This is a genomic window from Winogradskyella psychrotolerans (genome assembly GCF_018860545.1).
Lineage (GTDB): Bacteria > Bacteroidota > Bacteroidia > Flavobacteriales > Flavobacteriaceae > Winogradskyella > Winogradskyella psychrotolerans_A.
The window spans coordinates 1-7,713 of sequence record NZ_JAHKPN010000032.1; the positions used below are offsets into that span (position 1 = coordinate 1).

Sequence of the window (7,713 nt, forward strand, 5' to 3'; positions counted from 1 at the left end):
AAATGTTTGCTAACGTGTTTGTGTATGATTTCGTTGCGTGTTTAAGCACTAAAGTTAGCAAATAAATCACAGATAGAAAGTCCGCGAGGACTTTCGTAAGTAGGCTATAACCAGCAATGAATTATACACGGTGTTGTACAACGTTTTTATTGTATTTCATTACAAGTCAAACAAATTTTAGTTGGTTCGGTATAAACCTCTCCAGTTTCTTCATCAATATCTTCGTCATCTCTATCAATGAAAATTACATTCCCTTTACAGTCTTTCTTATTACAGTCTACTCTTTCTACTTCAAAATCTTGACTACAAACTAAACAATTTACATTATTTGAGTCTGCTTCATTAGGACTCAAAAATGTATATTTGAAATTAGGGTAGAGACTTGCTTGTCCATCTTCGGTAACTAAAACACCTTCTTCTCCAGTACAATCAGGACAAAAATATCGCCTCGCTTTGAAGTCGTGTTCGAAGTGTTTATTCATTTCTCCTCTTCCTAATAGTGATTCTAAATATTCTAAATGAACATATTGGTCTGCTCTTTCAAAGACAAACTTTGGCTCTCCTTCAAGTTGTGCTGGATGTTCATAGAATTTATCTTGTAAGGCATCCCAAAATGAATCTTTACCACAGAGAAAAGTAAATGTTCTAAAGATTAAAATTAATACAGGTTCAGGATTTAGTTTATCAGCTCCAATACCGTGTACTAGCTTATTTCTTAATAATCGAACTTCTTCGAAATGATTGGCTAATTTTTTGTCGTAATCTGAAGAGTCTACATTTGTAAAAAATATTTTTAAAAGCTCTTGTCCTGAAATTGTGTATAAATCTGTAAAATCACATTTAACAGGCTTTTTAGATGTTTTGTCTTTCTCTTGCTTTTGTTCTAAAAGTAAAAGTGGGTCTATTTCTGATATTTTTGATTTAAGTAAAGCTTCCAATGCTTGATGAGTCAAGATGACAGAAGTCTTTAATACAATCTCATTATAATCCCAAATATCACTACGTAATATACCTTCGGCAAGTTCTTCGTTATCTACTTTGCAGATGCTTTTATAGGCTTGAATAAGACATTCAAATGCGACATTTTGATAATCAGATGGTGATGGTTGATTTTCAATCATTTTGTTTTAAATGTTTTGCTCCATCTTTTAAGATTCAGAATATTTTCTCATAAATAAGTTTACGCCTTCTAGCATTAACCTAATTCTTTTTCGGTCTTCAACACTTTCCCAATGTCCGTGTGCTGCATCATTCCTTGTTCCTCCCCAAGAAACAATATCTTTTAAATCTTGCTTTGATATTTTTCCTTGTTTTCTTAATTCACTTGAGTATGCATCTAAGCTATTTTTTATAGTTGTTGTATCAAATTCTATATCTTCCAACCAATTACGTAAAAACTCTTCAAGAGAAGCTCCAATTATTACTGCTGGTGCAGCTGGATGAACCTTTTTGTCATTTAATAAACGTTCTGCTTGTTCAAGATAATCAGAGACAGTATCAATTTGAATTTCTCTCTCTAATGATAGTGACCTCAATAGGTCATTTTCAACATAGTCAATAAATGACATTAGAATTTCTTTCAATCTCTCTTTATGACCATCTCTAGTTAATGAAACACTTACGTTTAATGCTTTGTAAAATGAATTATTCACACCTCCATAAGACTTTAAGAATTCTCTAGCTTGTGTTATTGCTCCACTATATTGTCTATCTGCTCGTTCAGAAATTCTTTGTGCTTGTTTAATTAATTCTTCTTTTGTCATTGGTTTGGTCAAATGTTGTACAACGTTGTTGTATAAGGTTAGTTGCGTGTTTTAAGCACAAAAGTTAGCAAATAAATCACAGATAGAAAGTCCGCGAGGACTTTCGTAAACTGGCTAAAAACAGCAATTAATTTTATACGGTGTTGGGTGTAGTTTTTATAATTTATATTTTTTAATGATTTTATCAAAGTTTTCAGATTTAATGAAATTTCTTTTTTTCTTATTAACCTGTATTGTATCTAGAAAACCAAGTTCTACTAAAGATTTTAAATCAGATCTAGCAGTGAAACTTGAAATGTTAAATCTTGTTTCCACTTCCTTAGTATTTAAAACTCTGTCACTATCATCATTTAATAATTTAAGTATCTGAGCAGTTCTTTCATTAATTTGAGGAATTTTCATGAATTTAGCAGCTTGGACTACTTCTTTTTGTTTTCGGTTGATATATTCTTTTAAAGCTTCATAAGCTTTTTCCATTGTTTTAATATGATAGGTAATAAAGTAACTTAAATCATTATCGTCTGATTCAGTGTATAAATATGCTTTTTCATATTGATTTTTTGTGTCCTGAATTATTCTAGAAATTGATAAGTATTCAGTAAGCCAATAACCTTTCTTTAACATATACCAATAAAATAATGCTCTTGCTGTTCGTCCATTTCCATCAGTAAAAGGATGAATCCAACCAATCATAAAATGAATTATACAACCTTTTACAATGGGATGGATAAAGTCTTTTGTGTCATTATTAAAAAAAAAGCAAAGCTCATCAATTAATTTTTCTAAATCTTTTTTTAAAGGTGGTGTGTGAACTATTTCACCTTTTGTGTAATCTACAACATGTACATCGTCACTTTCTCTAAAACAGCCTTCTTCATCACTTGATTCTAAAGTACCATTAGAAATTAGTTTATGTATATATAATATATTTTCAATTGTTAATTCTTTTTCTTTGTTTTGAACTATATACTTCATAGATATGAAATTGTTCATTATCATTAATTCAGACTTGTTTTTAGGTTTTTTCTCAAGTTGAATCATTTCTTTAGCTCTTTTTCTAGTTGTATTTGCTCCTTCAATTTGACTACTAGAAATTGATTCTTCTATTAATGAACTTATTATATATTTTGTCTTATCGGTTTCAGCTATACCAATATTACTACCTAAGGTCCCACCAATATGCATGTCAAACAAATGCAACGCTCTTTGCATAAAGTCAGTAACAACAAACATAAAAGAGTGATTTCCAAAATTAATTCGTTTTGCTTTTAGTATTCTATGAAGTTTAATTGCATTCCAAAGTTCTTTTGGATCATGTTCTTTTGTTTTGTATTTTATTTTATCCCAATAAAGATAATCATCTTGAATATTTTTCAACATTCCATTTGTTTGAAGTTCAACCATTAATGGAATTGTGTTTTTATCCTCTTTGTTATATTTTGGTGCTTGTTCAATCATAATACAAATATATAAAAATAGCGAGATTATTCGATAATCTCGCTATTTTTATTTTTTTGGTAAATTACACCCAACGTTTATGTATAAGGATAGTTGCGGGTTTGTATGCGAGGATTTTCCGAAGGAAAATCAGATGCAGGCAAACACGCAATTGCCTTTGATTAAGCACTAAACCGCAATTATTTTTATACGGTGTTGTAAAACGTTTTTTATTCAATTTTCTAAAAAACTTAAATCCAAATAGTTGTTGTTCGGATTTTCAGGGTCAACATATAATTCGGTTTTCTCTTTAATCGCAAAATGCATTTTTAATTTAGTAGAATCCATATCAATATTTAATTTATATTTAATTGATTCATTTTTATATGGAACATCTATTAGAATTACGTTGTGATTAACATCGACATATTCATTTCGAGTATTATATCCGCTTCCAACTTCTATTTCTTGTTTGTAGCTATTAGTTTGAATTTCTAGCGCATCTAAATCAATAGTTAGTTTATCTCCAGTTTTAATCAAGCCATTTATCCGTTCAACATTTTCGTCGGAAGACTTTTTTAGCATAAGTTTTGTTTTAATCATATAGATAACAAATGGCAAAATCAGAATTATACCAGTTCCGACAAAATACCAATTAGTATCTCCTGTAGGGTTATATTTTCCTCGCCCTCCAATTCCAGCATAAATTATTATAAATCCGAGAAAAGTTAATCCTGCGAATATCCAACTGCCAAATTCAGATAGTATTTTCTTTATATTCATATAGTTTGGTCAAATGTTTTACAACGTTTTGTGTATAAGGATAGTTGCGGGTTTGTATGCGAGGATTTTCCGAAGGAAAATCAGATGCAAGCAAACACGCAATTGCCTTTGATTAAGCACTAAACCGCAATTATTTTTATACGGTGTTGTACAACGTTTTTTATCTATCCCAACCATCAATCACATAATTTTTTTCGGTCAGTTTTTTTTCAATTCCAGAACTTTCGGATTTAAACCATAATTCAAATCGAGTTGGATAGTAGTTTTCAAAAGTTCCTTCGTCAATCACAGTATTTCCTTCGTACAATTTATAGTTATCGCTTAATTCCGATATTGTGTTTTTTGTCCGAGTACTTAACTTCCATTCCGATAATTGTATGTTTTGAGTCAATTCGTACGCTTTAATATAAATTTCTCCTTTTTCGGTAGGTTTATGCCACATATAAAAGTCATAACCACTATATCCATCCCCAATTATTACAATTTTTTCATTGTCAACTTTTATTTTTTCCAGAGAATCTATTTGTTGATTTGTCAGAGATTCAATAGGTTTTTCAAAGTTTAATTTATCAGGAATTTCAATATTATAAAATTTTGTTTCTTCATAATCTTCTGCAAATAATCCAAAAATAATCCAGCCTATAAATAGTCCGATTAAGATTAAAATTCCGAATATTATTTTTTTTGCGATGCTCATTTTAAATGTTGTACAACGGTTTTGTGTATGATTTCGTTGCGTGTTTAAGCACTAAAGTTAGCAAATAAATCACAGATAGAAAGTCCGCGAGGACTTTCGTAAGTAGGCTCTAACTAGCAATGAATTATACACGGTGTTACCCTACGTTTTTTATTCGTCTGTTGTTATAAATCGGTTCGATATTAAATTCCATTTATTATCTTTTCGGTCAAGCACAAAACGTATATCAGGTTGATAGCCATTCGTTCCACGACAACCAACTGAAAATTCCGCTTTTTTAAATCGTATTCCACGATGAAAAAATATTCCTCTTTTCGCAGTTACAGAAACGTCTCCAAAAATTATGTCAATTGTATCTTTTGCAACTATTTTGTGATTCAGTCGAATTATGTTAATCGTTTTTTTCTTCTTAATAGATAAGTCAATTAGTTCCTCATTAGTTAAAAATTTAATTCGGTCAGAAACATTTAATTCCGCAATCCTTTTTCCATAACCACTCATTTCCACGTAATTCCAACCACTTCCTAAAATCAAATCAATTCGACTATTTAAAGCTCGAACATAAAGACTATCTAATTCAGTCGGTTCGATTGAGTTCATTCCGTTTTCATTTTGGTCAAGTTTATTTTCTTGTCCAAAACTTACAATTTCGATTAAGGTCAATATGATTACGAATGCTTTTTTCAAATGTTGGGTAACGGTTTTGTGTATGATTTCGTTGCGTGTTTCAGCACTAAAGTTAGCAAATAAATCACAGATAGAAATTCCGCGAGGACTTTCGTAAGTAAGCTTGAACTAGCAATGAATTATACACGGTGTTACCTGCTGGCTTTTTCATTTGTTAATTCAAATTCAAGTAATATTTTCTTGTTTCCTTATCGAATTTTTCAATTGCATATCGAAGTGTTATTCTCGGCATTTCAGTAGCGTGTTCATTAAGGAAATTTTTGAGTTTTTCTTCATTTCTCTTTCCAGCTTCCCTTATCCAACTTCCGACAGCTTTTTGAACATATTCATCATTGTCGTTTACAAGTATTTCTGCAATTTTAAACGTATCTTCTATTTCATTTTTTCTTATGAAGTAATATGTGCTTACTATTGCTGTTCTTCGCTCCATTGGATTTTCTGATTTTGCCAAATCGTATAATGTTTTTCTGTCCTTTTCGTACAAATATCCTCCAACAACATAAGGTGCGCTTCTATCTACCAATCCCCAATTATCAATCCATTTATGATTGTCAATATATGCTCTGTAAATTTCTTTTCTTTCTTCTTCGGAAGTTTTCTTATCTCGTGCTTTCCAGTCTAAAATTGAAACTGCTCCAAGTCTATGATTTTCATCTTCATCTTTTAGTAACTTTACAACTTCAGTTACTGGAATTTGCTGATATTCTTTTGCTAATGAAAAAATTTCTCTTTTCGGGATTCCCCCTGAATAATCTTGTCCGATAATTTTTAGAGTTTCAATAAATTCTTTAGCAGTCATTTTTTTTTAGCTTGCAGGTAACGATTTTGTGTATGGTTAGTTGCGTGGTTCAGCAACTAAATTAGTAAACTTTTACGAACCCGTGAATATTCCGCAGGAATATTCGCAAGTAGGGAAGAACCTAGCAATTAATTATACACGGTGTTACCTGCTGGCTTTATTTCCGTTTTTAAAATCAATTTTTGGGTTATTCCACCAGTCAATTTGGTCAGAATTCAGAATATGCTTTTTTAATTCCGAATCCAATTCATTTATTTTTTCTTTAAACTGATTCAGAAGTATGTTTTCCGAAATCGGTTTATGGTCAATTACGTTTTGTATTTTTTGCCTTGTCCATAAATCATAGTCAAATTCATATTGCCATTCCAAATAATCCTCTTCCTCAATATCATTCAGTTCCGCAATCAGAATTTCATATTGCGACAATAAATCCGCAGGACTAAATTCAGTCAAGTTTTCAACTTCTTTGATGAATTCGGTATAATCTTTCCAATATTTTTCGTCTTTTTCGGGTTCCATTTTTCAGCTTGCAGGTAACGTTGTTGTATATGGTTTGTTGCGTGGTTTAGCACGTAATTTAGCAAATAAAAACCGAATAGAAAATCCGCGAGGATTTTCGTAAGTAGGCTAGAACTAGCAATAAATTATATACGGTGTTGTAAAACGTTTTTTATTAATTTTTCTTTTGGTCAATTAGTGTTCTCAAACTGGTTATTGGATTCAGCGTTTCAATATTTGATTCGTCCAATTTTATCCATTCAATCCAATCAATTCCCATAGTTATGTCATATTCTCCAATTAATCCATCTAATAAAATATAGATTGCATTTTTAGATTGTCCACTATCATCAAAATCTCGAATGTTCAATTCAATTCCGATTTTTCCATATTCACCATCTACGTATCTAAAATAAATATCTGAATATCCAATTTTAAAATCTCCATATTGGATTTCAAATTCGTCTCCAGGAATTCTTTGTCTGAAAGCATTAAATTGCCAATTCTCAATTTTAGGTGCTTTTTCCACTAATTGTTCAACTATTGGAAAAACCTCTTTAATTCCCTCTGCTGAAATCGTAAATTCTCTTATTCCGCTTTCGTGGATTGGGCTAAATTCAAATACTAAATCCTGATGAACTTTCTTTAATTCGGTCGATAAATCATTAAATATTTTTTCTCGAATTTCAAGATTTTCCACTTCATTGTAATAGGTTTGTTGATGTTTAGAAAACCAATTCCAAAATTTGTCTTCTTTCGATGTTTTATTAAATAGAGAAAATCCCATTGATAAAATTATGATTGGTATTAAGATTAGTATTCTTTTCATTCAGTTCAGCAAATGTTTTACAACGGTCGTGTATATGAAACGTAGCGTATAAATAGACGCTAAACTTTCGGATTATGCACGAGCCGAATTTTTTAATTTTCTTTTTATCTTATTTTCTAAAAAAGCCAAATTAAAAAATTTGGCGGACTTCGCAAATACACACGAACCTCTCGGAAAGCCTGTAATAGCTATGTTTTATATACGTCTTAAGTTTGATTTC

Annotated in this window: 9 protein-coding genes; all 9 read right to left on the minus strand. The window is 30.8% G+C overall.

Features of this window, described 5'->3' with window-relative positions; genetic code table 11:
* Positions 1-146: 146 nt before the first annotated feature.
* Positions 147-1,121, minus strand: coding sequence for a hypothetical protein (locus KO515_RS11385; RefSeq protein WP_215936472.1), 975 nt, complete (start codon positions 1,119-1,121; stop codon positions 147-149).
* Between the two features lie 27 nt (positions 1,122-1,148).
* A complete protein-coding gene (locus tag KO515_RS11390) occupies positions 1,149-1,763 on the minus strand; it encodes a hypothetical protein (RefSeq protein ID WP_215936473.1) in 615 nt (204 codons plus the stop codon).
* A gap of 156 nt (positions 1,764-1,919) precedes the next feature.
* Positions 1,920-3,221 (minus strand): Fic family protein, encoded by a 1,302-nt coding sequence (locus KO515_RS11395; protein ID WP_215936474.1) that lies wholly within the window; start codon positions 3,219-3,221, stop codon positions 1,920-1,922.
* Between the two features lie 213 nt (positions 3,222-3,434).
* Positions 3,435-3,983, minus strand: a complete 549-nt coding sequence (locus tag KO515_RS11400; RefSeq protein WP_215936475.1) for a hypothetical protein — start codon at positions 3,981-3,983, stop codon at positions 3,435-3,437.
* A gap of 160 nt (positions 3,984-4,143) precedes the next feature.
* The gene (locus KO515_RS11405) at positions 4,144-4,680 is read right to left on the minus strand and encodes a hypothetical protein (protein WP_215936476.1); all 537 of its coding nucleotides are present in this window, start codon (positions 4,678-4,680) and stop codon (positions 4,144-4,146) included.
* Between the two features lie 150 nt (positions 4,681-4,830).
* Positions 4,831-5,367 carry a hypothetical protein gene (locus KO515_RS11410; RefSeq protein WP_215936477.1) on the minus strand — a complete coding sequence of 179 codons (537 nt, stop codon included), beginning with the start codon at positions 5,365-5,367 and terminating at the stop codon, positions 4,831-4,833.
* A gap of 154 nt (positions 5,368-5,521) precedes the next feature.
* Entirely contained in the window at positions 5,522-6,166 is a 645-nt protein-coding gene (locus KO515_RS11415; protein ID WP_215936478.1) for a DNA alkylation repair protein, read from the minus strand.
* A gap of 144 nt (positions 6,167-6,310) precedes the next feature.
* Positions 6,311-6,685: a hypothetical protein gene (locus KO515_RS11420; RefSeq protein WP_215936479.1), complete on the minus strand. Its 375-nt coding sequence runs from the start codon at positions 6,683-6,685 to the stop codon at positions 6,311-6,313.
* A 154-nt stretch (positions 6,686-6,839) separates the two neighbouring features.
* Positions 6,840-7,493 (minus strand): hypothetical protein, encoded by a 654-nt coding sequence (locus KO515_RS11425; protein ID WP_215936480.1) that lies wholly within the window; start codon positions 7,491-7,493, stop codon positions 6,840-6,842.
* Between the last annotated feature and the right edge of the window lie 220 nt (positions 7,494-7,713).